Source organism: Microbacterium deferens (assembly GCF_045517775.1).
Taxonomy (GTDB): domain Bacteria; phylum Actinomycetota; class Actinomycetes; order Actinomycetales; family Microbacteriaceae; genus Microbacterium.
Genome location: NZ_JBEUWT010000001.1, coordinates 963,275 through 989,232 on the forward strand (window position 1 = coordinate 963,275; position 25,958 = coordinate 989,232).

20 protein-coding genes and 2 tRNA genes are annotated in these 25,958 nt (G+C 68.6%); 11 read left to right on the forward strand and 11 right to left on the reverse strand.

What is annotated here, in order from left to right; translation table 11 throughout:
- Positions 1 to 95 precede the first annotated feature (95 nt).
- From ABTU82_RS04610 to ABTU82_RS04655, 10 genes are all read left to right on the forward strand, one after another.
- Positions 96 to 1,433 (forward strand): D-alanyl-D-alanine carboxypeptidase family protein, encoded by a 1,338-nt coding sequence (locus ABTU82_RS04610; RefSeq protein ID WP_407172009.1) that lies wholly within the window; start codon positions 96 to 98, stop codon positions 1,431 to 1,433.
- 75 nt (positions 1,434 to 1,508) lie between these two features.
- On the forward strand, positions 1,509 to 2,363 hold the full coding sequence (locus ABTU82_RS04615; RefSeq protein WP_407172011.1) for an IclR family transcriptional regulator: 855 nt from the start codon (positions 1,509 to 1,511) through the stop codon (positions 2,361 to 2,363).
- 128 nt (positions 2,364 to 2,491) lie between these two features.
- Positions 2,492 to 3,559, forward strand: a complete 1,068-nt coding sequence (locus tag ABTU82_RS04620; RefSeq protein ID WP_407172013.1) for an amidohydrolase family protein — start codon at positions 2,492 to 2,494, stop codon at positions 3,557 to 3,559.
- Positions 3,556 to 4,572: an ABC transporter substrate-binding protein gene (locus tag ABTU82_RS04625; protein ID WP_116648624.1), complete on the forward strand. Its 1,017-nt coding sequence runs from the start codon at positions 3,556 to 3,558 to the stop codon at positions 4,570 to 4,572. The genes ABTU82_RS04620 and ABTU82_RS04625 overlap by 4 nt, the downstream gene beginning before the upstream one ends.
- Before the next feature lie 46 nt (positions 4,573 to 4,618).
- Positions 4,619 to 5,431 carry an ABC transporter permease gene (locus ABTU82_RS04630; RefSeq protein WP_116648623.1) on the forward strand — a complete coding sequence of 271 codons (813 nt, stop codon included), beginning with the start codon at positions 4,619 to 4,621 and terminating at the stop codon, positions 5,429 to 5,431.
- Positions 5,428 to 6,258: an ABC transporter permease gene (locus tag ABTU82_RS04635; RefSeq protein ID WP_116648622.1), complete on the forward strand. Its 831-nt coding sequence runs from the start codon at positions 5,428 to 5,430 to the stop codon at positions 6,256 to 6,258. Before ABTU82_RS04630 ends, ABTU82_RS04635 begins: the two co-directional genes overlap by 4 nt.
- Positions 6,259 to 6,266: 8 nt before the next feature.
- The gene (locus ABTU82_RS04640; RefSeq protein ID WP_116648621.1) at positions 6,267 to 7,073 is read left to right on the forward strand and encodes an ABC transporter ATP-binding protein; all 807 of its coding nucleotides are present in this window, start codon (positions 6,267 to 6,269) and stop codon (positions 7,071 to 7,073) included.
- Between the two features lie 35 nt (positions 7,074 to 7,108).
- On the forward strand, positions 7,109 to 8,593 hold the full coding sequence (locus ABTU82_RS04645) for an aldehyde dehydrogenase family protein (RefSeq protein ID WP_407172017.1): 1,485 nt from the start codon (positions 7,109 to 7,111) through the stop codon (positions 8,591 to 8,593).
- Positions 8,590 to 10,383: a thiamine pyrophosphate-requiring protein gene (locus tag ABTU82_RS04650; RefSeq protein WP_407172019.1), complete on the forward strand. Its 1,794-nt coding sequence runs from the start codon at positions 8,590 to 8,592 to the stop codon at positions 10,381 to 10,383. Before ABTU82_RS04645 ends, ABTU82_RS04650 begins: the two co-directional genes overlap by 4 nt.
- Entirely contained in the window at positions 10,380 to 11,429 is a 1,050-nt protein-coding gene (locus ABTU82_RS04655) for an amidohydrolase family protein (protein ID WP_407172021.1), read from the forward strand. Before ABTU82_RS04650 ends, ABTU82_RS04655 begins: the two co-directional genes overlap by 4 nt.
- A gap of 10 nt (positions 11,430 to 11,439) precedes the next feature.
- On the opposite strand, the gene ABTU82_RS04660 is transcribed toward ABTU82_RS04655, so the two are convergent.
- Positions 11,440 to 12,378: a helix-turn-helix domain-containing protein gene (locus ABTU82_RS04660; RefSeq protein ID WP_407172023.1), complete on the reverse strand. Its 939-nt coding sequence runs from the start codon at positions 12,376 to 12,378 to the stop codon at positions 11,440 to 11,442.
- 305 nt (positions 12,379 to 12,683) lie between these two features.
- Here ABTU82_RS04660 and ABTU82_RS04665 point away from each other — a divergent pair, with 305 nt between their 5' ends.
- Positions 12,684 to 14,201, forward strand: a complete 1,518-nt coding sequence (locus ABTU82_RS04665; RefSeq protein WP_407172025.1) for an amidase — start codon at positions 12,684 to 12,686, stop codon at positions 14,199 to 14,201.
- 118 nt (positions 14,202 to 14,319) lie between these two features.
- Here ABTU82_RS04665 and ABTU82_RS04670 read toward each other — a convergent pair whose 3' ends face one another.
- The 10 genes from ABTU82_RS04670 to ABTU82_RS04715 form a co-directional block, all read right to left on the reverse strand.
- A complete protein-coding gene (locus tag ABTU82_RS04670) occupies positions 14,320 to 16,902 on the reverse strand; it encodes an alpha-L-rhamnosidase (protein ID WP_116648615.1) in 2,583 nt (860 codons plus the stop codon).
- A complete protein-coding gene (locus ABTU82_RS04675) occupies positions 16,899 to 17,933 on the reverse strand; it encodes an NAD(P)-dependent alcohol dehydrogenase (protein WP_407172027.1) in 1,035 nt (344 codons plus the stop codon). The genes ABTU82_RS04670 and ABTU82_RS04675 overlap by 4 nt, the downstream gene beginning before the upstream one ends.
- Entirely contained in the window at positions 17,930 to 18,835 is a 906-nt protein-coding gene (locus ABTU82_RS04680; protein ID WP_407172029.1) for a carbohydrate ABC transporter permease, read from the reverse strand. The genes ABTU82_RS04675 and ABTU82_RS04680 overlap by 4 nt, the downstream gene beginning before the upstream one ends.
- Positions 18,836 to 18,839: 4 nt before the next feature.
- Positions 18,840 to 19,724, reverse strand: a complete 885-nt coding sequence (locus ABTU82_RS04685; protein WP_407172031.1) for a carbohydrate ABC transporter permease — start codon at positions 19,722 to 19,724, stop codon at positions 18,840 to 18,842.
- 75 nt (positions 19,725 to 19,799) lie between these two features.
- Complete coding sequence (locus ABTU82_RS04690) at positions 19,800 to 21,104, reverse strand: ABC transporter substrate-binding protein (protein WP_407172034.1); 1,305 nt, start codon at positions 21,102 to 21,104, stop codon at positions 19,800 to 19,802.
- A 104-nt stretch (positions 21,105 to 21,208) separates the two neighbouring features.
- Positions 21,209 to 22,258, reverse strand: a complete 1,050-nt coding sequence (locus tag ABTU82_RS04695) for a LacI family DNA-binding transcriptional regulator (RefSeq protein ID WP_205781291.1) — start codon at positions 22,256 to 22,258, stop codon at positions 21,209 to 21,211.
- Between the two features lie 552 nt (positions 22,259 to 22,810).
- Positions 22,811 to 22,887, reverse strand: a tRNA-Met gene (locus tag ABTU82_RS04700).
- A gap of 34 nt (positions 22,888 to 22,921) precedes the next feature.
- A tRNA-Thr gene (locus ABTU82_RS04705) sits at positions 22,922 to 22,993 on the reverse strand.
- A gap of 64 nt (positions 22,994 to 23,057) precedes the next feature.
- A complete protein-coding gene (locus tag ABTU82_RS04710) occupies positions 23,058 to 24,332 on the reverse strand; it encodes a M23 family metallopeptidase (protein ID WP_407172035.1) in 1,275 nt (424 codons plus the stop codon).
- A gap of 236 nt (positions 24,333 to 24,568) precedes the next feature.
- Positions 24,569 to 25,378: an inositol monophosphatase family protein gene (locus ABTU82_RS04715; protein ID WP_407172037.1), complete on the reverse strand. Its 810-nt coding sequence runs from the start codon at positions 25,376 to 25,378 to the stop codon at positions 24,569 to 24,571.
- Positions 25,379 to 25,958: the final 580 nt, after the last annotated feature.

Consider the following 25,958-nt stretch of genomic DNA (forward strand, 5'->3'; position numbering starts at 1 on the left):
GAGCAGCCCGCACTCGCCCTCGGCGATGATCCGCGCCTCCCCCTCGCCGCCGACGTGGTGCATGATCGAAGCAGCGTGACGGACGGGGGCCCGCAATGACCACGCCGCCAGACGGACTGGTCGGACTCGACGAGCTGTGGAACCGTGATCCCGCCGCCTCCGAGCACGACATCGACCCGCAGCGCAGACGCAGGCGCCGACGGTGGGGCCTGGTCGCCGCGCTCACCGTTCTCGTGATCGTGATCGGCACGCCGACGGCGTACGTCGGCTGGGCGCTGAACGCTCCGGTGGCGTCGCCGACGGTGACCTCGCAGACGCCGACCGCCTCCGCCGGGTCGGCCGCCGCGATCCAGCTCTTTCGCGACGGCGCGGCAGCCATCAGCGTCTCAGGGGCCGAGGAGTACCTCGGTCCTGACACCGGCGGCGTGTGGTTGACCAGCGGCATGGACGACGTTCGACCGATGGCGAGCATCAGCAAGCTCGTCACCGCGCTCGTCGTGCTCGACGCGTGGCCCCTCGACGGCGCCGACGACGTCGGGCCGACCCTCACCTTCGACGAGGCCGACAACGACCTCTACGACGAGTACTACGTTCGCGGTGCGACGATCGCGGCGATGCCGACCGGCAGCGAGATGTCGTTGCGCGACGCCCTCGCGACGATGCTGATCCCCTCGGCGAGCAACTACGCCGAGGTCGTGTCGACGTGGGCGTTCGGATCGCAGGGCGCGTTCGTCGGCGCCGCACGACGATGGCTCGCCGCGAACGGCCTCGACCGCACGACCCTCGTCGAACCCACCGGCCTCGACCGCCGCAACACGAGCACGCCGACCGACCTGCTCGCTCTCGGCAAGATCGCGGCGGCGAACCCCGTCATCGCCCGGATCGCGGCGACCCCGTCGATGACTCTGGGCGGAGCGGGCACCGTCCACAACACGAACGGGCTGCTCGGAACCGCCGGGATCACCGGTCTCAAGACAGGCAACCTCGGCGAGGGCACCTACAACCTCCTGTACACGGCGAGCCTCGACGTCGGGGCCGCTGCGCCGCTCAGCGTCACGGGCGTCGCCCTCGGCGGCTACTCCAGCGCGGCGATCAACGAGAGCGTGGTCGCGACGCTCGAGAGCCTTCGCAAGGGGTTCCACACCGTGCCGGTCGCCACGGCCGGCGAGCAGGTCGGCTCGCTCACCACGGCGTGGGGATCGTCGGCGCGGATGGTCATCGCCGAGGACGCCGCGATCTTCACGTGGTCGGACACACCGATCACCGTGACGATGGACACCACGGCGCCCGTCACCTACGAGGACGGCGAGGTCGTCGGCACCGTCACGTGGACCGCCGGGCCGCAGACCGCCACCGCACCCGTGACGATCCAGGGCGAGATCGACCCCCCGAGCGAGTGGTGGCGTCTGACGCACCCCGACCAGCTCGGCTGAGCGCAGCGAGCGGGGTCCCACACCGTCGCGCGGGGTGGACTGGTATCATCCTCCGACCCGTACGCCACCGCCCTCGTGGGCGACAGCCTGACCGCGCGATCACCGACGACCGTGGACCCCGACCGGCTCTCGCAGATCGATGATGAGACGAGCACGACGATGACGTTAGAGCGCACCCCCGGACCGCGCCATCCCGTCGGCGCCGTCGATCACGCCCTGCAGCTGCTCCTTCTTCTGCGCGACTCCCCCGACCTGCGCGTCACCGAAGCCGCTCGCCGGCTCGGGGTGGCAGCGTCGACAGCGCACCGCATTCTGAGCACCCTCGAGCACCGTGGATTCGTGACGCAGGACCGCATCACGCGCGCCTATCGCGTCGGACCGGAGCTGATCGAACTGGGCTTCTCGAGCACCCGGGCCATCGACCTTCGAGAAGTGAGCGAACCGCACCTCGCCCGTCTCACCGCGCAGCTCGGCGAGACCGTCAATCTGCTGGTGCTGCAGGGCGCGTCGGTGAGGTTCGTGGCGGGATTCGAAGCCGACCAGCGGGTGCGCACGCACGTGCTCACGGGGACGCTCCTCCCCGCCTACGCGACGTCGGGCGGGAAGCTGCTGCTCGCGGAGCTTCCGAAGGAGACCCTGCGAGAGCTGTACCCGCGGGGCCTGCGGCGATTCACCCCGCGCACCCGCACCTTCACGCAGTTGCTGGACGAACTGGCCGTGATCCTGATGCGCGGATACGCGGTGAACCAAGAAGAGAGCGTGTCAGGGCTCAGCGCCGTCGCCGTTCCGCTGCGCGATCGCGGGGGCGCCACGATCGCCGCAGTGGCGATGTCGGCGCCGAGCCCGCGTCTGCCTGCCCGCCGCGTCCGCGAGATGGTCATCGCGCTCCGCGGGTGCGCCGCCGGCATCCGGTCCGACCTCACCCGGTGATGCCGCGTGCCCGGTGATTCCGCATCACGGAATCCGCGGGCCTTCTGCCTTTACCAGCCCCGGCGAGGTTGCTTAGCTCGCTGACTATCCCGGTGCACCGACGCACGGGGAAGAAAAGGACCGATTCGATGAAGATCGATGCCTTCTGCCACGTGCTGCCGGCCGCCTACGCCGAGCGGTTGTTCGCGATCTCCGACAGCGCGGTGGCTCGGAACATCCAGAAACGGGTCAGCGGAGTCCCCGCACTCTTCGACATGGACGAGCGCTTCCGCGTCATGGACATGTTCGGCAGCGACTACCGACAGATCATCAACACCGCCGCGCCGCCGCTCGATGATCTCGGCCCGCGAGTGCGGACGGCGGAGCTGGCCCGGATCGCCAATGACGGGATGGCCGAGCTGGTCGCCGACAACCCCGATCGTTTCGAGGGGTTCTGCGCGGCGGTCGCGCTCGACGACGTCGACAACGCCATCGCCGAGGCCGAGCGCGCCTTCGACGAACTCGGGGCCGTCGGCGTGCAGATCTACACGCACGTGCACGGCGGTCCGATGGACCAGGAACGCTTCTTCCCGTTCTACGAGGCGATCGCCCGACGCGGCGACAAGATGATCCAGGTGCACCCCTGCCGCGACGCGAGCTGGTCGGACTACAAGACCGAGGAGCGCTCGAAGTTCGAGATCTGGTGGACGCTCGGCTGGGAGTACGACCTGTCCGCCTTCATGTCGCGATTGGTCTTCTCCGGGGTCTTCGACCGGCTGCCCGACATCAAGATCCTCATCCACCACGGCGGAGCGATGATCCCCCACTTCGCCGGACGGGTCGGGCCGGGATGGGACCAGCTCGGGGCCCGTACGCCCGCCGACCAGGCGGCCGACATCGAGGGCTACCCCCTGACGCTTCGGCCCATCGAGTACTTCAAGAAGTTCTACGTCGACACCGCCTACTTCGGCGCCGGCGACTCGATGCGCACGGCGATCAAGTTCTTCGGGGTCGATCACACGCTCTTCGGTTCCGACACCCCGTTCGACCCGGAGAAGGGCCCCGGGTACATCCGCGACACCATCGCGAACCTCCAGGACATGGACATCCTCGACGACGCGGATCGCGAACGGATCTATCACGGCAACGTCACCGCCCTTCTCCGACTGGGCGACGCTTCTCACCCCCGCACCTACGGATCGAAGGTTTCCTCATGAGCAGACCCACCGCACGAAAGTTCGCCGCCGCCGCCATCGGGCTCATCGCCGCCGCATCCCTCGTCGCCTGCTCCGCAGGGGCGCAGCCGGGATCCGGCGAGGAGTCGGGTGCCCCGGAGAAAGCGACGCTCACCGTCGCGATCAACCCGTCGACGCAGTTCGCGCCGCTGTACTACGGCATCCAGGAGGGCATCTTCGCCGAGCACGGGCTCGAACTGGAGATCACACCCCAGACCGACATCGCCGCGATCGTCTCGGGCCTCGCGAGCGGTACGTACGACGTCGGCTTCGCCACGGTCGTGCACGTGGTGACGGCCAACGCGAACGGCATCCCCATCCGGGCGATCACCTCCATCGAGGGCCAGATCCAGCCCGACGACGACGGCACGCTGACGATCGCGGCGCCGGGTTCCGGGATCACCGACTTCGCCGACCTCGAGGGGAAGCGGGTCGCCACCATCGGACTCTCCTCGCACAACACGCTGACCATGTGGGAGCTCGCCGACCGCGCGGGCGCCGACACGTCGAGCATCGAGCTCGTGCAGCTGCCGTTCGGGCAGATGGCGGCGGCGCTCGAGAACGGAGACGTCGACGCGGCCATCATGCAGTGGCCCTTCGCCGCCGAGGCCCTCGCGGCCGGCGGCGTCGAGCTCGGGTACAACAACCGCGAGCTCTTCGTCGATACGGCCACGACGTTGTTCAACACGTCGCAGGGTTTCATCGACCAGAACCCGCGCACTGTCCGCGCCTTCGCCGATGCGATGACCGAGTCCATGCTCGGCGCGACGGAAGATCCGGATGCGGCGAAAGCCGCTCTCGTCGACGGCCTCGGTATCACGGCCGAGCAGGCCGAAGGTGCCCGCTGGAACGTCGGCGGCGACCCGGCGCTGAACCTGACCGCGTTCGAGACCGCACGCGACCTCCTGGTGAAGTTCAGCACCGACCAGTCGGCGCAGGCGGCGCTGGAGGCCCTGGACGTCAGCACGGTGGTCTGGCCCGGCGCTGTCGAGTGATCCGCGATTCCTGCAGGCGATCACGCACCGAGGAGAGGAGAGGCAGATGCGCAAGAACCCGCATGCATGGCTGAACTGGGCACTGCCCGTCGTCACCGTCGGCATCGTGCTGCTGTTCTGGCAGGCCGTCACCGTTGGGGGCGTGGTCAGTCCCGCGCAGTTCCCGACGATGTCGAGCACGATGGCGGCTCTCGGGTCGGAGCTCGCGTCGGGGCGGGTGTGGCCCGCGATCGGCGCGACGCTCATCGGCTGGGTGATCGGCATGCTGATCACGATCGGTCTCGGGCTGATCATCGGCACGGCGCTCGCCTTCAACGGGTTCGCGCAGCGCAGCGCGGCGCCCGTGATCGAGATCTTCAAGGCGATCCCCGCCATCGCGATCCTGCCGCTGGTGATCCTGGTGGCGGGGTCGACCCTTCCGATGAAGGTGTTCCTCGTGTGCTTCGCGGCGTTCTGGCCCTTCCTCATCCAGGTCATCTACGGGGTGCGGTCGATGGATCCGATCGTGCTCGACACCGCGAAGGCGCTCGGGATCCGCGGACCCCGACGGTTCCTCGCCATCAGCATCCCCAGTGCCGCCCCGTACCTCGTGACCGGTATGCGCATCGCGTCGGCGCAGGCGCTCATCCTCTGCATCGTGGCGGAGATCGTCGGCGGGGCGGCGGGGATCGGCAGGAACATCCTGCTCGCCCAGAACTCGGGCGTGGTCGCCTACCCCACCATGTACGCGTACATCATCGTGGCCGGGGTGCTGGGCATCGCTCTGACGGGCGCGTTCTTCCTCCTCGAGAAACGCGTCATGCATTGGCACGAGTCCCAGCGGAACATCCGCGCGTCGAACAAGGTGGGTGCGGCATGACCAGGATGACGACGAGCGTCGTACCGACGGTGCGCCCGCGGCGCACGAACAACGGATGGCGACGGGTGGGCCAGGCGCTGACCCCCGTGTGGCTCCCCCTGCTGCTGATCGCCGCGTGGTGGATCGCGACGGCGAACTCCACATCGCCGTTCTTCCCCCCGCTCAGCGCCATCCTCGCCGACACGTGGAACCAGTGGGTGGTCTTCGGCGCGTGGACGAACGCGGTCGTGAGCCTGCGGAACCTCCTGATCGGCTACCTGTTCGGCACCCTGCTGGGCATCATCGGCGGGTCTCTGATGTGGCGCCTGAAGTACCTCCGGGTGGCGGCGAACCCGCTGATCTACTTCCTCTACGTGCTGCCGGCGCCGGCGCTGCTGCCCGCCATGATCGCCATCTTCGGCATCGGTGACGCCCGGCAGGTCGCCCTCATCGCGCTGGGTTCGATCTGGCCCACCCTGCTGAACACCCTCGACGGCATGCGCGGGGTCGACACCGTCAAGCTCGACACGGCGAAGGCGCTTCGCCTCGGCGGCTGGCGCACGTACTTCCGGCTCGTCCTCCCGGGCGCGGGACCGCAGATCGCCGCGGGGCTCCGTGCCAGCCTGACGGTGGGCATCGTGCTGATGGTCGTCAGCGAGATGGTCGCCGCCAACTCCGGCATCGGCTTCTTCATCCTGCAGGCTCAGGCCGAGTTCGCCATCAAGAAGATGTGGACCGGCATCCTCGTGCTCGCGTTGATCGGAACGAGCCTCAACTTCCTGTTCGTCTTCATCGAGAGGCGTGCGCTGCGCTGGTACTACCGGTCGCGCGCGCTCGGTTCTTCCTAAGGAGCACCATGACCATCGCACCAGCGCTTCCCACGGCCACCGAGACGGTGCTCGCCGTCGACAACCTCCGCAAGATCTACGACGAGGGCACCGATCACGCCAACATGGCGATCGACTCGGTGTCGTTCGAGGTCGACAAGGGCGAGTTCGTCTGCATCGTCGGCCCCAGCGGTGCCGGCAAGACCACGCTCCTGCGCTGCATCTCCGGCCTCGCCTCCCCGAGTTCGGGTGCCGTGAGCTTCGAGGGGCGCACCCTGACCGAGGTGCCCGAGCAGCTCGGTCTGGTCTTCCAGGACTACAGCAGGTCGCTCTACCCCTGGTTCACCAACGGGGAGAACATCGCGTTGCCGCTCGCCGCCCGCGGTGTCGCGCGCTCCGAGCGCGCGGCGCGTGTGACCGCGACGCTCGAGAGCGTCGGACTCGGCCATGTCGAGAAGAAGTACCCGTGGGAGCTCTCCGGCGGCATGCAGCAGCGCGTCGCCATCGCGCGGGCACTGTCGTACCGCCCCGAGCTGCTGCTGATGGACGAGCCCTTCGCCTCCGTCGACGCGCAGACGAGGTTCGACCTGGAAGACCTCATCCTCAAGGTGCGCCGCGAGCTCGGCATCACCGTCGTGCTCGTGACCCACGACATCGACGAGGCGATCTACCTCAGCGATCGCATCGTCGTGCTCTCGAAGAACCCGAGCGTGGTGCGGGAGGTCGTCGACGTCAAGCTGGGGGCGGAGCGCTCCCAGGTCGACACGCGAGCGAGCCGCCCGTTCCTCGATCTGCGCAGCCATCTGCTGTCGCTCGTCATGCCGGCGAGCTCCTGATGCGGGGTCACACGAAGAGCGAGGAAGAGACGACCATGATCCACACGACGACCCAGGATGCTGTGCAGGGCCACCTGATCGGCGGCATCGCGACGTACGGGGCGGCGACCTTCGAGGTGCGCAACCCGGGGCGCGCGTCGGACCTGGTGGGGGTCGTCGCAGACGGAACGGCGGAGGATGCCGCGCGGGCGGTCGACGCCGCAGCCGCGGCCGCGCCCGGATGGGCGGCGACGACGGTCGCGGATCGCGTCGAGCGGCTCCGCCGCATCGCCGACGCCGTGGACGCCCACGCCGACCGGCTCATCGATCTCGCCACGCGCGAGAACGGCAGCATCGTCTCGACCATCCGGCGCGAGGTCGCCGCATCCGCCGGCTCCTTCCGCGACGTGGCCGACTACCTCGAAGACGCCGTGGCGTCGAAGACGATCGGCGATCCGCGCACCGACGAGTTCGTGCGCGTCGAACGCCGCCCCTACGGGGTCGTGGCGTGCGTCGTGCCGTGGAACGCGCCCGTGCTGCTCACGGCCAACAAACTCGCCCCGGCGATCGCGGCGGGAAACGCCGTCGTGCTCAAGCCGTCACCGTTCGCTCCGCTGGCCGTCTCGCTTCTCGCGACCCTGGCCGCGGCAGAGCTCCCCGAGGGCGTCATCGCCATCGTCAACGGCGACGCCCCGGTGGTGCGGGCCCTCGTCGACGACCGACGCGTACGCAAGATCTCGTTCACCGGCGGCGGGGCCACCGCGAGACACATCATGCGCCAGGCGGCGGACTCGCTGCTTCCCGTGCATTTCGAACTGGGCGGCAACGACCCGGCGATCGTGCTCGCCGACGCCGATCTGCCCCTCGCCGCGGAACGCATCGCGCAGTCCGCCTACCGGCGGGCCGGGCAGGTGTGCTTCGCCACCAAGCGCGTGTACGTGCAGCGCGAGGTCGCCGAGGAGTTCGAACGGCTGCTCGTCGCTCGGGTGTCGGCCATGACCGTCGGCGACGCCCAGGACGAGCGCTCCGACATGGGGCCGGTGAACAACCCGGGGCAGTTCGCGCGGGTGAGCGAGCTGCTGGAGCGCACGCGTGCGGCGGGGCGCGACGTGCGCGTGCTCGGCTCGCCGCTGGACCCCTCCACCTGGGATGAGGGGAACTTCCTCCTGCCCGCGCTCGTGCTGGACGCCCAGCAGGGCGACGAGATCGTGCGCGAGGAGCAGTTCGGACCGATCCTCCCGGTGGTCGTCTGCGATACCGAGGAGCAGGCCATCGACTTCGCGAACGACACGGAGTACGGCTTGTGCTCATCGGTCTGGTCGACGTCGCGCGAGCACGCTCTCGCCGTCGCCGCCCGGATCGAGGCGGGGGTGACGTTCGTCAACAGTGCGATGTTCTCACACACCGGGACGCGAGAGATCCCGATGGGCGGATGGAAGCAGAGCGGCATCGGGTGGGAGGGATCCCCTCACGGAATCGACGAGTACCTGCAGTTCCACAGCGTCGATGTGCAGCCGATCCCCGTCGCGGCCGCCTCATGACGCCGCAGACGAGCACGGCCGGCGCGCTCATCGTCGATGCGCTGCGCGCCGCGGGTGTGACGCACCTGTTCGCGAACTTCGGCAGCGACCACCCCGCGATCATCGAGGCGTTGGCGCAGGACCGGGAGAACGGGATCGACACGCCCGTCGTCATCCTGTGTCCTCACGAGTACAGCGCACTGAGCGCGGCGCACGGGTACGCGCTCGTCACCGGTGAGCCGCAGGCCGTCTTCGTGCACACCGACGTCGGCACGGCGAACCTGGGTGGCGCCGTGCACAACGCCGCGAGGTCGCGAGTGCCGGTGTTCGTGTTCGCCGGGTTGACCCCCTACACCCTCGAAGGGGAGCTCCCCGGCAGCCGGAACTCCTTCGTCAACCACCTGCAGGACGTGGCCGATCAGCACGGGATCGTCCGGCCCTACGTCAAGTGGAGCTACGACATCCGCACCGCGGCGAACACCGGCCAGATCGTGCACCGCGCGCTGCAGATCGCCCGGAGCGCCCCCGCCGGCCCGGTGTATGTGACCGCCGCTCGCGAGGCGCTGGCCGACCGCGCCCTCCCGGCGCCCATCGATGCCGCGAAGTGGGCACCCGTCGCCCCGAACCCCGCATCCGAGGATGCGGCGGACGAGATCTTCGCGGCGCTGGCCGCGGCGACCGCACCGGTGATCATCACGACCTACCTCGGTCGCGATCGAGGGTCCGTCGCCGCGCTCGTCGACCTGGCCGAGAGGCTCGGCATCGTCGTCGTCGAACACAACGCGGAGGTGCTCAGCTTCCCCCGGCAGCATCCGCTCCACGGCGGCGACGACCCCCACCGGCTCCTGGGCGAGGCCGACGTGATCCTCGCGATCGACACCGACGTGCCCTGGGTCGACGCGATCGGTCGCCCGCGCCCGGACGCCCGGGTGTTCGTGGTCAACGAAGACCCGCTGCAGGAGTCACTGCCCCTCTGGTACGTGCCCGCCGAGCGGTTCGTCGGGGCCGACAGCGGGCTGGTTCTACGACAGCTGCTCGATCGCTGTCCGCCGTCACCCGACGAAGCCGCAGAGCTCCGCGCCGCCCGCGGCGCCGATGCCGGCCGAGGCATACGCCAGGCATGGGACGACGAGGCCGACGCCGACCGGGACGCCCGGAGGCTGACCGCCGCAACCGTCGCCCGCGCACTCCACGACCTGCTCGACGACGAGGCGATCGTCGTCAACGAAGCCATCTCCGCGGCACCCGCCGTGTGGAAGCACCTGCCCCGCGAGCTGCCCGGAACGCTGTACGGCAACCGCGGTACGTCGCTCGGCTGGTCGGGGGGCGGGGCGCTCGGGGTGAAGCTCGCCGCGCCCGATCGCACGGTGGTGAGCATCGTCGGAGACGGCACCTTCTTCTTCAGCGCGCCGTCATCGACCTACTGGATCGCCCGTCACTACGGTCTGCCGGTACTCACCGTCGTGCTCGACAACGGCGGGTGGAACGCGACGAAACGCAATCTGGAGCGCCTGCACCCGGACGGAGTGGCCGCCCGGACGGACCGGCTGTGGGTGAACCTGCAGCAGAGCGCCGACTTCGGCGGTGTCGCCGCGGCGGCAGGCGATGCCTGGAGCGGGCTCGTCACCGACATCTTGGAACTCGACGTGGTGCTCCGCACGGGCCTTGCGAAGACCGCCGAGGGCATCTCGGCGGTCGTGACGGTGCGCATGCACGCGATCTCCGACCAAGCATCCGAGCCGACGACGACTCACGAGAACACGACACCGGGCGCCGACACCTCGCCGCTCGGGGAAGGGCACACGACGTGACCGACGACAACCGCCGAACCCACCTGCGCATCGCGACCGAGGAGGCCTGGGCACCCCCCGAGCTCATCTCCCTCTACCGCCGGCATCTGTCGGAGCGGACGATCGACGACATCGGATTCTCGAGCCTGATGGGGTATTTCCTCGGGTCGACGCATCAGCAGCCGCAGGCGGTCGTGGCGCGGCTGCAGAGCGCGGCCGAAGAACGGATCGCCGACATGGACGCTACGGGAATCGACCACCAGGTGCTCGCCCTCACCGCACCAGGCACCCAGGTGCTCGATGCGCGGGAAGGCATCGACATCGCCCGTCTCAGCAACGACCGCCTGTCGACACTGAGCCGAGAGCACCCCACCCGGTTCTCCGCGCTCGCGGCGGTCTCGTTCGAAGACGTGGATGCGGCGGTGATCGAGCTGAGGCGCGCGGTGACCGAGCTGGGCCTGAAAGGGCTGATCCTCAACGACCACATCCGCGGCTCGTACATCGACCATCCCCGCTTCGCTCCGCTGCTCTCCGAGCTGGAGTCACTGGACGTGCCGCTGTACCTGCACCCGAACACGCCGCCCGACAGCATGATCGCGCCCTATCGAGAGGCGGGGCTGGACGGCGCCGTCCACGGATTCGGTGCGAGCGCGGGTCTGCACCTGCTGCGCATCATCACCTCGGGCGTGCTCGACCGCCACCCCGGTCTCCGCGTGGTCGTCGGGCACCTCGGCGAGGGACTCCCGTTCTGGCTGCACCGGATCGACCACATGCACGCCAAGCAGGTCGCCTCGGGGAGGTACGAGAGCATCAAACCGCTCCGCCAGGCGCCGTCGGCGTACTTCTCGAACCAGATCTGGCTGACCACGTCGGGAATGCCCTGGGCGCCGGCGATCATGTTCACGCGCGACGTCATCGGCGCCGACCGCGTGATGTACGCGATGGACTACCCCTACCAGTACGACGCCGCAGAGGTGGACGCGCAGGAAGCCCTGCCGATCAGCGACGACGAGAAGGCGGACTTCTTCGAACGGACCGCGCGAAAGGTGTTCTCGCTCGACTTCTGACGCCGCCGCTCTAGGTGCTGGTCGCGCGACGTGCGGGGGGTTCTCGTCGCCATGTCGACGGACTGTGACCGAACTGTCGGCGGAAGGCCCGGGCGAAGGTCGCCGCGTCACCGAACCCCGATCGGATGGCGATATCGACGAGGGTCGAGCGCGGGTGGTCGTGAAGGAGCTGGGCCGCGTGCTGAAGCCGCCGGGAGCGGATAGCGGCCGCGGGCGTCTCTCTCCTCCTCGCGAACACGTTGTAGACATTCCGGACCGAGACGTGGTGAGCATCGGCGAGCGCGGCCACGTCGAGGTCGTGGCGCTCGAAGTGCGCATCGATATACCGGATCATGCGCTCGTACTCCGACGCTCGGGGTGCCTCCATGTGGGAGGACAGGAGTGAGCTCAGGAGCGAACCGATCAGTTCGATCGCAAGGTCCCCGCTCGCACTCGCCACATCGCGTGACGCGGCGGCGCCTCGTTTCCACAGCGCACGCATGTACGCCTGGACGAGCACGGATTGCGGGTGGTCCCCCGGTATGGGGGTTGCCGACAGTCGCGCGATCGTCCGATCGTCGACGCCCAGACGGCGTCGGCTCATGCGCAGTGTGAGCTGACGCTGGTTGCCCGCCGAGTGATCGAACGAGTAGGCGCACGAGGGATCGAACAACGCCAGCGATCCGGGCGTCAGGTGAACGTCGCGGCCGTTCTGCGCGAGCACACCCGACGACCTGCGCTGCAGGACGAACAACACGTCCTCGTGCGGATCCGCCGCCGCGGACTTCTCGGAGCGATCCACGATCAGTCCGGTCGTCGACAGGTCGTGCATGGACACGTCCTCGCTCAGAACGGTCTGCGCGAACGTCGCGCGGAAGCGCTCTTCGGTAGGGGTGAACGACAGCGCGACGATGCGCTCGCTGGCGATCTGGTGCCAGGCGTCGACGGTCTGGACTCGGATCTGGCGCACGCTGAGAGTTTCGCCCATGGCTGTTTCGCCGTGATGTCGCGGATGTCCCGGGCGTGTATCCGGACGGCAGCCGGCGAGAACCGCAGCATCCGATTCATGCAGACAGCGTCATATGGGCTGCAGGAATCGTCATCCGCCGCCGCACCGTCGCTCCCTAACGTGGTCCGCACGCCGCTCGTCGGCGAGCAGGGTCCACCGGACGCCAGACCTCGGACGAGCGAAAGAGGGAGCGGAGAAGAATGAACAAGACGAAGTCTCAGCAGAGACGCTTGCGGATCGTGCTGTGTGCGCTGGGATGCGGGAGCATGGCGGTTCTCGCCGGCTGCACCGCGGCACAGACGACCGACCCGGCGATGTCGACGGAGGAGGTCGCGGCGTACATCACGACCGAGCCCACGATCGTCGAGATCCAGGCAGCGCTCGAGAAGGGTGAGGTGACGAGCGAGCAGCTCGTCGGCGCCTATCTCGATCGGATCGACGCGTACGACGACGAAGGCCCTGCGCTCAACGCCATGGTGTACGTGAACTCGGATGCCGTCGACACGGCGGCGTCTCTGGACGAGGAACGTCGTGAGTCCGGTTCACGAGGACCGCTGTTCGGCATCCCGGTCATCCTCAAGGACAACATCGACACGGCCGACATGCCCACGAGCGTCGGGTCGGTAGCGCTGGGCGGGTCGACGCCGGATGAGGACGCCTTCATCGTCACGCAGCTCCGGGATGCCGGGGCGATCATTCTCGGCAAGGCGAACCTCCAGGAGTTCGCGTACGGGTTCGCCACCACGAGCTCCTTCGGCGGTCAGACATTGAACCCGTACGACCTGTCCAAGAACCCGTCCGGTTCCAGTGGCGGAAGCGCGGTGGCCGTTGCGGCCAACTTCGCACCACTGGCGTTCGGTACGGATACCGGCGGCTCCATTCGAGTGCCGGCGTCGGCGACATCGAGCGTCGGCATCCGTCCGACCAAGGGCTTGATCGGTCGGTCGGGGATCGCGCCGGTCTCGACGAGCCTCGACACCGTCGGCCCGATGGCGACCTCGGTGAGCGACATCGCCAGCGCGCTCGATCTCATCGCCGGTGTCGACGACCCGGATGACCCGGTCGCCCTCGGCTCCGACGCGACGCGCCCGGATTCCTATCTCGACGCACTCGACCCCGACGCTCTCGACGGCGCTCGCATCGTCGTCCTGGACGACGCGTTCGGCGAATCGCCGGAAGCGGAGGAGGTCAACGAGGTCATGGCGCGGATGGAGGCCGACCTCGTCGCGGCGGGAGCCGTTGTGTCGCACATCTCCGAGCTCGGCTTCACATCGGAGTCCGCCATGCAGAACGACTGGGAGATGGAAGCGGCATTCGACGCGTATCTGCAGGACTACGGGCCTGACCAGGAGGGCGTCACGTTCGCGGAGATGACCCGCAACGGCGGCATCGTCACCGACGTGAGCGCCTCTCTCCAGGCGCTCGTGGGCGGGCCCGACACGACCGACCCCTCGTACGAGCGTGAGGTCGTTCAGCCGACGACGGCGTTCATCGACGCGTTCTCCGCCTTCATGGAGGACAACGACATCGACGCGCTCCTCTACCCGAGCGCCAAGGAGGCGCCCTCGGCCCTCGGCGTCTCGAACTGGGGCGCCGTCAATGCCTTCCTCGCCTCATCCGCGGGGGCACCGGCGATCAGCTTCCCGGCGGGCTTCACGAGCGAGGGCCTCCCCGTCGGTGCGGAGTTGGTCGGCAAGCAGTTCGATGAGGCGACCATCATCGGCCTCGCGTACGCCTACGAGGCCGCACACCCCCAGAGGGTGCGCCCCAGCACGACACCGTAGTGCCCGACAGGGTTCCCGGCGATTCGCGAACGAACGAGTCGCCGGGAACCCGACCACCTCGAACGCTCCGCCTGACGTGCTCGTCTGAACGGGCGGGCGGCACCGGCCGCCCTCCCGTTCAGACGCGCGTGGCCACTGCCGCCGAGAACGCGTGAGATCCCGACTCGAGGTGCCGGATGACGTCGCCTTCGAGATCGAGCACCGCGGTGGCCCCCGTGGGAACGGTGACGTTCACGCTGATCGTCGCGTCTTGCACCACCCACTCGATCGACGCGCGGCCGTAGGGCGTCTCGTGCTCCGCCTTCGCGGACGTCAGACCACCACCGGGACGCGGACGGAACAGGATCGAGCGATACGCCGGCTCGAGCGGACCGATCCCCGCCACGGTGCGGTGCAGCCAGTCGGCGACGGCGCCGAGCGCGTAGTGGTTGAACGACGTCATACCGCCCGGGTTGACCCTGCCGTTCGGCATGAGGCTGTCCCACCGCTCCCAGATCGTCGTCCCCCCGCTGAGCACGGTGTAGAGCCACGACGGGCATTCGCGCTCGAGGAGCAGGTCGTACGCGACATCGGTGTGGCCCGAGCGGGTAAGCGCGTCCGTGACGACCGGCGTTCCGGCGAAGCCCGTGGAGACCCGGTTGCCGCTCTTGCGCACGAGGTGCGCGAGCCGCGCGCCCCACCGGTCGCGCTCGGCGTCGTCGGCGTAGAGGTGGAACTCGATCGCCAACGCGTACGCGGTTTGCGCGTCGCTCGTGAGCATTCCCTCGGCGTTCACGTATTCCGCGCGGAAGGCCGCCTTCACCTGCGCGGACAGGTCGGCGTACCGGGCCGCTTCGTCGTCCTTGCCGAGCACGCCCGCTGTCTTCGCGAGATGCTCGGACGACCACGCGAAGTAGGCGGTAGCCACCAGGTAGCGGTCCGTCTTGGCGTCGGCGGGGTCGTTCGGCGGAGCGTCCGGGTCGAGCCAGTCACCGAGTTGGAAGCCGGTGTTCCACAGACGAGAGGGACCGGCGAGCTTCTCGACGAGGTCGATCCACGCCGAGCCGCTGGCATATTGATCGGCGAGCACCTTCGCGTCGCCGAACCGCTGGTAGAGGGTCCACGGGGTGAGAACGGCCGCGTCGCCCCACACGGCGCCGGGGCGGATCGGCGTCCACTCGGGACCACCGGGGATCACCGGGACGTACCATGGCACGGTGCCGTCGGGGAGCTGTTCCGCTTCGACGTCGCGAAGCCAGGAGCTGAGCATGCCGGAGCAGTCGTAGAGGAACGAGGCGGCGGGGGCGAAGACCTGCAGGTCGCCCGTCCAGCCGAGGCGCTCGTCGCGCTGCGGGCAGTCGGTGGGGATGTCGACGAAGTTGCCCCGCATCGACCAGACGATGTTCTCGTGCAGGCGGTTCACGAGGGGGTCGGATGATTCGAACCATCCTGTTCGCTCCATGTCGGTGTGGTAGGCCCGCGCGACGACATCGCCGGGGGCGATCTCACCCTCCCAGCCGCTGACCTCGGCGTAGCGGAAACCGTGGATGGTGAACTTCGGTTCCCACGTCGCCTCGCCGCCGCCGTGCGTGTAGACGTCGGTGGAGGTGGCGCGACGAAGGGGCCGGGTGTAGAGCTCGCCGTCCTGGAGTACTTCGGCGTGGCGCAGGGTGATGCGGCGCCCCGGGTCGCCTGCGACGCGGATCTGCAGTCGTCCGGCGATGTTCTGTCCGAAGTCCAACAGCAGCGCGCCGCTCGCGGTCGGCGTGACGCTGAGGGGGAGGAACTCCTCCGTGCAGCGCACGGGCGGGCCCTCGGGCGCGACGAGCAGCGTCGCGTCATGCGTGGCGACGCGGACCGCGACCGCATCGTCGGAGCGGAAACCTGCCCGCGCCCAGTCGGCGTGATCCGCTCGCGCGTCGTATTCCTCGCCCTCGTACAGCCCGGAAGTGAGGATCGGGCTGCGCTGAGCGGTCCACTCGCCATCGGACGTCACGATCTGACGTGTGCCGTCGGCAAGGGTGATCTCGAGCTGCGCGATGAGCCCGATCTCCGACCCGTACCAGTTCGGATAGCCGCTGTGGAATCCGATCCGTCCGCGGAACCATCCGTCCGCCAGCCACGCGCCGATCGCGTTGTCTCCGGCGTGAAGCAAGTGGGTCACGTCATAGGTGTAGTACCGGAGGCGGGAGCCGTACACCGTCCACCCGGGGGCGAGAGCGTCGTTTCCGACCCGTTCGCCGTTGATCGCCGCTTCGTAGAGGCCGTGGGCGGTCGCGTACAGCCGCGCCGAGACGACGTCGTCGGCGATGTGGAAGTCGCGCCGCATCCGTGGCGGTCGCCGGAGGGCTTCCGGGTCGTCCGACCACGGCGCTTCGATGAGCGCGGCTTCCCAATCCGAGCTGTGCAGGAGCCCCGCTTCGACAGCGGCCGACTCGGACCACGGCGACGCGACTCCGTCGGCACCGGTGACACGGATGCGGACCTCGACACGCTCGCGTGACCGCAGCGGAGCCCCCGGCCACTCCACCAGCACCGAGTCAGGGTTCGAGACGCGGGTCACGGTGATGTCCTCGTCGGAACGCCGCGTTTCGATCTCGTACCCGGCCTGCCGCCACCCTGCCGGCGCGGACGTCTTCCATGAGATGCGGGGCCGCGGGTTGCCGATGCCCAAGGCACCGGGCAGATGGTCGAAGGTCGGGGCGGTGACGAGAACGGTCATGCTGAAGGACTCTCCTGAGCCTGGGGTCGAACAATGGATTTGAGCGCGAGCGGATCTCGGGAGGAGGCCATCAGCGCGTCATCGACGTGGTCGAGGTCGTGCACGCTGGTGACGAGTCGTGTCAGCTGCACACGACCGCTCGCGGCCAGATGGATGGCGGCCGGATAGACGTTGGCGTACCGGAACGTGCCCGTGATCTGGAGCTCGCGCGACTGGATGACGTCGAGAGGCACCGCGACCGACGCACTCGCGGCCATGCCCACCAGAACGGCACGCCCCGCCGGTGCGAGGGCACGGATCCCGGAATCGATGGCGGATGCCGCCCCCGAGCACTCGATGAGCACGTCGTAACGGTTCGCGTCCGACGGCGTCGACGCGTTCACCGTTCGATCCGCACCCAGCTCGGATGCGAGAGCGAGCCGATCATCCGAGATGTCGGTGACGGTGACCACGGCCCCCGCGCTGCGAGCCACCTGGAGCACCAGAAGGCCGATCGGCCCCGCGCCGGTCACCAGTACCCGGTCGCCGAGTGAGACGCGGCCGGCTCGGTTCGCCCACACCGCGACGGAGAGCGGTTCTATGAGTGCCGCCTCGTCGTCGGTGAGGGAATCGGGCACGGCGTGCGCGAACGCGTCTTGCGTGATCACGTGGGTCGCGAATACGCCGTCGACGGGTGGCGTCGCGAAGAACCGCACGAAAGGGCAGAGGTTGTACCGACCGGCCGAGCACTGGTCGCACTCCCGGCACGGGATGCCCGGTTCGATGGCGACGCGGGTTCCGACCCGCGAGGGATCGACTCCGGCTCCTACCTCGGTGATGGTGCCGGATGCTTCGTGCCCGAGAACGAGCGGGTCGGTCACCACGGTGTCTCCGATGCGACCGTCCCGGTACCAGTGCACGTCGGATCCGCAGACGCCGACGGACGCGACGCGGACGAGCACCTCTCCGCGATCGAGGGGCCGAAGCATCCGGTCCTCGATCGAGGTCGTCTCGACCCCCGTCATGATCGCGACGCGGGTGGCCCGGGTCATCCCTTCACCGCGCCGCTGGCCAGTCCCGCCATGATGCGCTGGTTCAGGACGAGGTAGATCGCGAGGATGCCGAACACGTTGATGCAGATCGCGGCGAAGAGCGGTCCGTACTGTGTCGCGCCGAACTGTCCGGTGAAGTTGAGCAATCCGACCTGCACGGTGCGCAGGCTGCTCGAGTTCGTGAAGGTCAGGGCGATCAGCAGGTCGTTCCAGATGAAGAAGAACTGCACGAGCGCGACGGTGAAGATGGCGTTGCGTGCCATCGGGAGCGCAATCGAGAAGAACGCGCGGATGACCGATGCGCCATCGAGGGTCGCCGCTTCGAAGACTTCGCGCGGGATGGCTCGGAAGTAGGTGGCCATCATGAACACCGTCAGCGGCAGCCCCGTCGCGGTGTAGGTGATGATCAGCGGCCACAGGGTGCCGGTCAGGCCGGCCTGGAAGTAGACGGAGAACAGCGGCAGCAGAATCATCTGGCCCGGCACCATGATTCCGGCCAGGAAGATCAGGAGGATGGCCCCTCGTCCGCGGAACACCATCACCTCGAGCACGAATCCGGCCGCGATTCCCAGCAGGAGCATGAGGAAGAGCGAGGGGAAGACGGCAATGACGCTGTTCAGCAGGTATTGCCCGAGGTTGCCGGTGGTCCAGGCCTCGACGTAGTTGTCGAAATTGAGCGAGGACGGGAGCGACAGAGTCGGTGCGTTGAGGAACTCGTCCTGGGTCTTGAACGAGTTCACGAGCAGCCACAGCAGGGGCAGCACCATGATCGCCACGAGGACGACGATGACGATGTTGCCGGGGAGCCGGCGGAGGAAGCGTCGCGAGCGGGACCCTCCGCGGATGGCCCGGTCACGGGGCGGGCGGCTGTTCGGAGTGGTTGTAACAGTGATCGTCGCCATGGTCCTAGCCCTTCGTCAGGTCGCGACGCGAGGAGCGGAAGATGAACACGGTGACCAGAAGGCACAGGATCGTGAGGACGAGCGCGATCGACGCGCCGTACCCGTACTCGCCGTAGCTGAACGAGGTGGAGTACATGTACAGCGTGAGCGGCGTCGTCGCCGTGCCCGGACCGCCGTTGGTCAGTGCGACGATCGAGTCGAAGACCTTCAAGGTGCCGTTGATGGAGAAGATCAGCGAGGAGAGCAGCACCGGGAGGGAAAGCGGCAGCACGATGGAGCGGATGACCCGCCAGGTGCTGGCGCCGTCGATGCGTGCCGACTCGAGGATGTCATCGGGGATGTCGAGAAGCCCGGTGTAGAGCAGAACGGCGTAGAAGCCCATCGACCTCCACAGGTCCATGATGACGAGGACGGCGAATGCCGAGCCGGCACTTCCGAACCAGTCGACGGATTCGACTCCGAAGACGTTGAGGAGGAGGTTGACCGGACCCGTCTGAGGAGCGACCTCGAACATCTTCTGGAACAGCAGCGCGACGGCCACCGTCGGCACGACCACCGGGAAGAAGACGAGGGTGCGAACGACCGACCCCCGGTTCTTCAGGATGAAGACGTAGAAGAGGGAGAGAAGGTAGCCGAGGGCGACCTGGCCGACGGTGATGACCAGTGCGTACTGGATGGTGAAGCGCAGCGCGTCGGCCACCCGCGGGTCGGTGAACAATCGGGCGAGGTTGTCGAAGCCGACGAAGGTGAACCCAGAGATGGCGTTGCCATCGAAGAGGGTGTAGCCGAGCGACCAGAACACCGGGACCAGCATGACCAGGGTGTAGACCAACAGGGCCGGGCCGAGCAGCGTCACGATGGCGCGCCGGTCGCCGAGGATGTTTTGCATTGCGGGAGTTCTTTCTGCTCGCGGTGCGGGATGCGGGGTGGGGCGCGGCGAACCGCCGCCCCACCCCGCCGCGTGTCAGCTGCCGAGGTCCGCCTGAACGAGGTTCATGAAGTCTTCGGCCGAGATGGCACCGGTCACCAGCTGCGCCGCATTCTTCTGGCTGGTCTCGGTCGCCTTGGAGTTGAACAGCGCCTCGAACCACAGCACCGACTGGTCGGTGTCGGCGATCTGGTCCTGCACGACCTGCGTGAGCTCGTCGACCTCGACGTCACCGTTGACCTTGAACCCCGAGATGGTGCTCGCTTCGCTGAGCGAGGCGGCTCCGTAGTTGTTCGCGATGCACGTGAGCCAGTCACCGACCTGGTCGTTGTAGGCCTTCGCACTGAACGTCATCGGGAGCCCGACGTTCGCGGGGGTCTGGCTCGCGTCTCCCGCGCCGCCATCGACGGCGGGGAAGGGCATGAAGCCGATGTTCTCGGAGCCGATCTGGTTGCGCTCCTCGTTGGCGAAGTCGCCCAGCGCCCAGCTGCCCATGTAGAACATCGCGGCGTTGCCGGTGAGGAACGTGTTGAAGGCCGTGTCGTAGTCGATGGATCCGACGCCCTGGCCGAAGTATCCGTCCGCGCCCAGGTCGGCGACCGCCTGCGCCGCGGCGACGTACTCCGGGTCGGTCAGCTGAGCGTCGCCGTCTGCCACCTTCTGCAGCGCGTCCGGTCCGAGGTCACGGAAGATGTAGCCGCTGATGAGGCGGGTGATGGGCCACCCCTGCTCACCGGAGGCGGAGAAGGGCTGCACACCGGCACCGTTGAGCTCCGCGGCGGCAGCGGTGAGTTCGTCCCACGTCGCGGGGACGTCGATACCGTTGTCGGCCAAGATCTGCTTGTTGTACCAGATCCCCTCGATGTTGTACTGGTAAGGGAGCACGTTGAACCCGCCGTACAGCGCCTCGATCGTCGAGACCGCCGCCGGCTCCACCTGGTCGATGACGCCCAGGTCGGTCAGCGTCTTTTCGAAGTCGAGCACCTGTCCGCCGGCGGCGAGTTCCTTCGTGAGCGCGGGCGCGTTGCCGGCTGCGTACTGCGCGGGGAGGGCGTTCTGGCCGGCCAGGAGCTGCAGTCGCTGGTCGAGCTGCGTCTGCGGGACGGTCTCCACCGTGAGCGGGAGGGCCTCGTTCTCTGCCGAGCAGGCGTTCTCGCTCAGGTTCGTCAGCAGATCCGGGATGGTGGTGTTCTCGGTGTTGACGAGGAAGCCGAACTGGGTGGCGTCCGCTCCCCCGGTGCCGCCGCCGCCGGCGCAGGCGGTGAGCGCGAGAGCGGTCACGGCTCCCGTTGCGATGAAGGCCACCCGTCGGGTCGAGCGGCGTGCGAATGCTGTGGTCACAGTTCCTCCTTGAAAGGGCCACGCTCCGAACATTGAAGCGTTTCAATTGGAGAGTATGGATGCCGCGACCCTGCCCTGTCAAGACAGAATTGAAGCGCTTCAGTTTAGCGTTGCACCACGGCGCTGCGACCGACCGTGCTCTCCCGCGCGACGATGGCCGGCTCCAGCATCACGGTCTGGTGGACATGCTCGTCGCGGGACGTCGAGATCTCGTCGATGAGGAGACGCAAGCCTTCGCGCCCCATCTCGAGTCCACGCATCTGCACCGAGGTGAGGGAGATCGTGCCACCCCAGGCCGCCGAGTTGTGGTCGCATCCCATCACGGCGATGTCGGAGGGAACCGCGACGCCGGCCCCGTTGAAGACCTGGATGATCGCCATCCCGAGCAGATCGGTGACGGCGATGACGCCGTCCGGTCGATCCGCCGGGGGGCGCCCGATGATGGCCCGACCCACCTCGGCGCCACTGGGCGGGTCGAGGGTCTCGGTGGGGATCTCCTCGAGCGTCACACGACCGCCCGCCTCCTCGACGGCGCGTCGCGCGCCCGCGCGCCTCAGGTGCACGGGCTGGAGATTGTCCCGCCCGCCGATGAAGGCCAACCTGGTACGTCCGAGGCTGATGAGATGCTGCGCGGCGAGGTAGCCGACGAGCTCGTTGTCGACGAGGACCCGGCACGTGTCGTCGTCGCCGTCGTCGTAGTTCAACACCACGACGGGCCGGCCGTGCCGCCGAACGCGGTCGATCGATGCCCGCGAATCCTGCATCGGCGCGAGAAGTATGCCGGCGACGCGCGACCCGTCGAAGAAGCTGAGGCTTGCGTCCTGCGACTCGAGTTTGTTGTCGCTGTTCGCGATCATCACGTTCAGGCCGGTCTCCTCAGCGAAGTTCTGCGCGCCGCGAGCGATGTCGACGAAGAGCGAGTTGCTGATGTCGATGACGGAGAGCCCGATCGTTCGAGATCGGCCGCCCGCGAGGTCGCGGGCGTTGGTGTTGCGCACGAAGCCGAGTTCGTCGATGACGTCCCGTACGCGCTGAACCGTTTCGGGGCTGACCTTCTCGGGATAGTTGAGGACGTTGGAGACGGTGCCGAGTGCGACGCCGGCGCGGCGCGCGACGTCGGTCATACTCGGCGGTCGAAGCCGTGGCATCGTCATGAGCCGAATGTACCCTCCGCGTTGGCGTGGCCGGGGTGACGCCGGAGCCACGCGGCACGGTCGTCGACACCCTCTCGAACCCGAGAATACCGTTCGCAACGCTCGAGACTGAAGCGCTTCAACGCACGCGACTCTCGGATGGCGGCGAGGAATGTGCGAGAAGGCGAGAAAATCACACGGCACCGGATGAATATCCGATGCCGGTGAGGCTGAACGCTCCCGACCCGCTGGGAACGAGCGACGACCGACCACGAGAGAGGAAGTCATCATGCGTGCAGATGAGCAAGGAGCAGATTCGCGATTCGACGGGGCATCCGACAGCGATGCATCGCCGTTGCTGCTCGACTTCCGCTGGACGCTGTCGAATCGATGCTCCCGGGACGACGCTTCGCAGAAGTCATCTAGACGAGGACACGACGCACCGAGCGCAAGCCACGGGCCGCGGCCCCGGCAGGAGACGAAACAAAAACGGCACCGGATCGATCTCCAGTGCCGTTGAGACGGGACGCTCCGACCTTCATCTTCAGGTCGTTCGTTCGAGTAAAACCAACTTGGTAGCGGGAGCGGGGCTTGAACCCGCGACCTCACGATTATGAGTCGTGCGCTCTCACCAACTGAGCTACCCCGCCGCACAGCATCCGGTGGAGTGACATGGATGCTTCGAGCCCCGAGACAGGTTTGAACTGTCGACCCCTTCCTTACCATGGAAGTGCTCTACCACTGAGCTATCGGGGCGTACCCAGCGATGCTGGGCAACTAGAAGAGAATACCAGAGCCGCGGCATCCTCAAGAAATCGAGTCAGCCTCCGGCGTGCTCCCGGAGCCACGGGATCGGGTCGATGGCGGTCGTGCCGCCCGCGAGGATCTCGAAGTGCGTGTGCGCGCCGAACGAACGGCCCGTGTTGCCGGTGTTGCCGACGACGGTTCCGACGGTGACCTTCTCGCCCGCCGAGACCTTCAGCGACCCGTACTGCATGTGGGCGTAGCGGCTCGAGACGAGTTCGCCGTCGATGATGTGATCGATGACGACCGTGACGCCGTACGCGCCGCCCGACTCGGTCGCGATCCGCACCGTGCCGTCGGCGATCGCCTGCACCGGTGAGCCGGCGCCCGGCACGAAGTCGGCACCCTCGTGCATCTTGCCCGAGCGCATGCCGAAGCCGTAGGTGATCGGCACGCCCACCGAGAACGGCCACTGGATGGCCGCCGTCGGGTCATTGACGAAGAAGTCGGAGAAGTTCGTGATGCCCGAGTCGGCGGCGATCTTCGCCATCGACGCGGCCTCGTAGCCGTCGGTGCGCTCCAGCGAACCGGCCTGCACGTCGGCGGGGGCGACATAGGCCTGGATCTCGCCCGGCTCGCGCGCGAGGTCCGAGGCGACGAGGAGGTTCGCGCTGGTGAACGACGAGCCTTGGGCCGCGGCGACCGCCCCGACCGGGGTCGTCATGCCGACGGCCATGAGCCCGACGACGCCGAAGACGCCGATGGAGAAAGAGGCGGTCGCGACGCGCTTGAATGACAGGAGCCCCTGGCGACGTGCGGGCACGCGCGGGGCCTCGACGGGAACGTCATCGGCGAGAGCCTCGGCGGCGACCTGCACGGGAGTCTCGCCGGTGAAGGCGAACAGACGGGCAGCGGCCTCGAACTCGTCGAGCGCCTCCTGCGCCTGGGCCTCGGCGGCGGCCTCTGCCGAGGCGATGTCGGCGGCGAGGGCTTCATCGGCGGCGAGCGCTTCATCGGCTGCGGCGGCGGCGAAGGCGATGGGGCCGTTCGACGCGTCGCCCGGCGTCAGCAGCTCGAAGACCGCGGGGGTCTCACGAGGGGGCCGCACGCGTGAGCGACGCGATGCGGCGGGCAAGACGATCGGTGACGTCGGCAGCAGCGTGGGCGTCGGCGCGACCGTGACGGCGACGACGGCCTCCGAGGCGGAAACGGGTGTGGCCGGAGCCTCGGCGGCGCGGGCCACACGACGGCGCGCGGGGGCGAGAGGGGCGGATGCGGCGGGTCGGGGCTCGATCGCGGTCTCAGCCGCGGGCGAACCCTGGGCGAGGCGACGCAGCTCGGCTCGCGTCAACTGCCGCGGCTCGGCGGCCGCGGGCGCCGCGGAGGGGCGAGTCGACCGTCGCGTGCGAGCGGGCTCGACTTCGGGGGTTTCGGACAACGCGCAGAGTGCTCTCGGGTCGTGTCGCAGGCGCGACGGAATCGGGCTTTTCGGGGCGTCTCCGCCGTTCGGGCGACGAAGATAACGATCGGGTAAACACTACATCGGACGCCCTGGGAATGCCATGTGGGCGACCCCGGCCGACGGGCTCAGTAGTCGATCAGGGCGTCGAGCCGCGGGAAAAGCCCTGGTCCGGCGACGATCGTCATTTCTCGCCCCGGAACACCGCCCGGACTCCCCGCCACCACGGCGCCGGCCTCGGTGGCGAGCAGCGCGGCCGCAGCGTGGTCCCAGGGCTGGAGTCCGCGCTCGTAATAGCCGTCCAGACGCCCCGCGGCGACGTAGGCGATGTCGAGCGAGGCGGCACCGATGCGGCGGATGTCGCGCGCGATCGGCATGATGCGCGCCTGCTGCTCGAGCGCCGCTGCGTGGGTGGCGGGGTCGTAGCCGAAACCGGTCGCCAGCAGCGCCCCGGCCGGGCCGACCTCGTCGTTGACGTGGAGTCGGCGCTCTCCCAGCCAGGCGCCGCCCCCGCGGGAGGCGCGGAAGAGTTCTCCGACGACCGGGTTGTAGACGACGCCGGCAAGGGCGGTCCAGGTCGCCGTGTCGGGCTCGCCGTCGCCGTCCGCCACCTCGACGGCGGCGATGCTGACGGCCCAGGCCGGGATGCCGTAGGCGTAGTTCACGGTGCCGTCGATCGGATCGACGACCCAGGTGATCCCCGTGCTGCCCCGCCCCGCGCCGCCTTCCTCGCCGAAGAAGCCGTCATCCGGGCGCGCGGCGGCGATCCGGTCGCGCACGAGCGTCTCAACCTCCCGGTCGGCCTCGGTGACGATGTCGGCGAGCGCCGACTTAGTCGCCGCGATCGTGACGCCCTCGGTGCGGCGCCGGTGCGCCAGCTCCCCCGCTTCGAGGGCGATGTCGACGGCCAGGCTCAGCAGCTCGCTCGGAGAGGTCATGCCTCCACGCTAGTGCGGCGCGCAGCATCCGTCCTCGTTCATCCCTCCCCGCGACCCGCCCGGTCCCCTCCTACCCTCGGCCGCTCCCCCGGACCCTGCCGCCCCAGCCCCCGCCCCACCCCCGGCCGGTTCACTCCTCCCGGGCCTCCGGACCCCCGGGCCTCCGGACCCCCCGGGCCCTGCCGCCCTAGCCCTCGCCCCGGCCCCCGGCCCCCGGCCCGAACTCAGGATGAGCAGACGGGCCGCCGGGTCACACCCCCGAGATTCCGCGGGCTCTTCGCCGCGCCGCGCGATCCATCCTGAGTTGGAGCAGCACGACCCGGCGGTACCGCCGGAACCGAAATAGCAACACCCCCGGACCGCGTCCCCCTACCCCGGGCCCTGCCGCCCCAGCCCCCGCCCCGCCCGGTTCACTCCCCCCGGGGCCCTGCCGCCCTAGCCCGCGCCCCGGCCCCCGGCCCGAACTCAGGATGAGCAGACCCGCCGCGGAGTCACACCCCCGAGATTCCGCGGGCCCTTCGCCGAGCCGCGCGATCCATCCTGAGTTGGAGCAGCACGACCCGGCGGTACCGCCGGAACC